Below are 1,516 nucleotides of genomic sequence, written 5' to 3' on the forward strand. Positions count from 1 at the left end.
ATTATTAATTAATCGCTAATTATTAACTAGCTATCACTACCACTGACGAGGAGTGTACTTCCAATCGTCGAAGGTTGCCTTAATTGGCTCAGTCCAGAAGCGACCGGTTACGCCGGTAGCAGGATCGACGTGAAGCATCCAACCCTTCTTTTCTGGGGATTCAATAGAAAGCACGAGCTTGTAATTTCCAGCCTTGTCAAGCTTAACGTTTGCACCGTAGTGAGGGCCATCGGAAGCGTTCATCTGCATAAAAGTACCCTTGCCAACGGATTCACCGCTTGCCTTATCGACAATCTCATAATTCACAGTCAAATCTGGAATGAACTCGCCCTTACCGTAGCCAAGCTTTGTACCTTTTTGGTTAGCGTGGATATCGGCTTCAAGGTGGAAGCTTGCTTCACTTGCCTTCAAACCCATACCGGCTGGGAGCATATCAACTGGCTGGAAGTACACGGCACCAATAGTAAGAGGTCCAATGTTCTGATCTTGGTGAGGACCAACTGGAACCTCCTCAAAGCCCTTATCGTCGCCCTTGTCATCAGACTTGTTATCAGACTTCTGCTCGGTTGCTTGTGACTTAGCATCAGTTTTAGCTGAATTGCCATTGGAACCGCATCCAGCGAGCGCAAGCAGTCCAGCAAGAGCTAAAGCTGCAATTGCTGTCATTTTATTATTCTTCATATCTAACCTTCTGTGTTTGTTGTTAGTYATTTTTATTTATATTTGACTATGTTGATTCTTTAATAAGAAAATGTGGAGTTTTGAACATTGGTGAGGGGTAATAGTATTTTGGTATAGCTTGACTCATACGGGGCCATGCTTTTGCATGGCTGAATACAGGAGCATTAGTTATGAAGAGGACATTTCAGCCGAATAATCGTCGTCGTCACATGAAGCACGGCTTCCGCGTTCGCATGCGTACGCGTGCAGGTCGCGCAGTAATTAATCGTCGTCGTGCCAAGGGCCGCAAGTCACTGTCTGCCTGAGTTAAGGTAGCGTCGTAAGGCATGGAAAGGCTGAAAAGCCACCGTGATTTTGTTGCGGTGCTAAGAAAACGGCGCAAGGTGAGTTCCCGGGATATCGTCGCGCATTACATTATGCGTGACGATATAGCCGTGCAGAGCACACTTAACGAAGATAGAAGTGCAAGTTTAGATTATATTGCCACGGGTTTTGAAAGTGATACTCCCGCGGCATTTTCTGGTACCTTCTTACATGATCAAAAATTTGAACATGTAAAGAGGCTAGGTCTTGCTGTATCTAAATCAGTGGGGAAAGCTGTAGTTCGCAATAAGGTAAAAAGACGTCTACGAGTAATCGCAAAAAATTATGAATCTTTATTACCTGCAGGTTGTGATGTGGTGCTAAGAGCAAAACCTTCTGCAGCTCAATCTTCATTTGATTCATTACAATGCCAGATACAAAAGCTTTTTGGCAAAATTAGTGCAGATTTATGTTCTACACAAAATTGCAAAATGCATGAGAATAATCAGAATCAAGGATAATTGAAATATAT

3 protein-coding genes are annotated in these 1,516 nt (G+C 43.6%); 2 read left to right on the forward strand and 1 reads right to left on the reverse strand.

Annotated elements, in window-relative coordinates; genetic code table 11:
- Positions 1-36: 36 nt before the first annotated feature.
- A complete protein-coding gene (locus A5294_RS05130; RefSeq protein WP_064340620.1) occupies positions 37-681 on the reverse strand; it encodes an iron transporter in 645 nt (214 codons plus the stop codon).
- A gap of 170 nt (positions 682-851) precedes the next feature.
- Here A5294_RS05130 and rpmH point away from each other — a divergent pair, with 170 nt between their 5' ends.
- Positions 852-986 (forward strand): 50S ribosomal protein L34, encoded by a 135-nt coding sequence (gene rpmH / locus A5294_RS05135; RefSeq protein ID WP_004106067.1) that lies wholly within the window; start codon positions 852-854, stop codon positions 984-986.
- Between the two features lie 21 nt (positions 987-1,007).
- On the forward strand, positions 1,008-1,505 hold the full coding sequence (gene rnpA, locus A5294_RS05140) for a ribonuclease P protein component (RefSeq protein ID WP_064340621.1): 498 nt from the start codon (positions 1,008-1,010) through the stop codon (positions 1,503-1,505).
- Positions 1,506-1,516 lie beyond the last annotated feature (11 nt).

This window comes from Gardnerella sp. 30-4 (assembly GCF_001641215.1).
In the GTDB taxonomy this organism is placed as follows: Bacteria; Actinomycetota; Actinomycetes; order Actinomycetales; family Bifidobacteriaceae; genus Bifidobacterium; species Bifidobacterium leopoldii.

What these genes read in the sequence shown, in the direction of transcription:
- A5294_RS05130 (WP_064340620.1), bottom strand. Translation starts at nt 681, where the DNA reads ATGAAGAATAATAAAATGACAGCAATTGCAGCTTTAGCTCTTGCTGGA.
- rpmH (WP_004106067.1), top strand. Translation starts at nt 852, where the DNA reads ATGAAGAGGACATTTCAGCCGAATAATCGTCGTCGTCACATGAAGCAC.
- rnpA (WP_064340621.1), top strand. Translation starts at nt 1,008, where the DNA reads ATGGAAAGGCTGAAAAGCCACCGTGATTTTGTTGCGGTGCTAAGAAAA.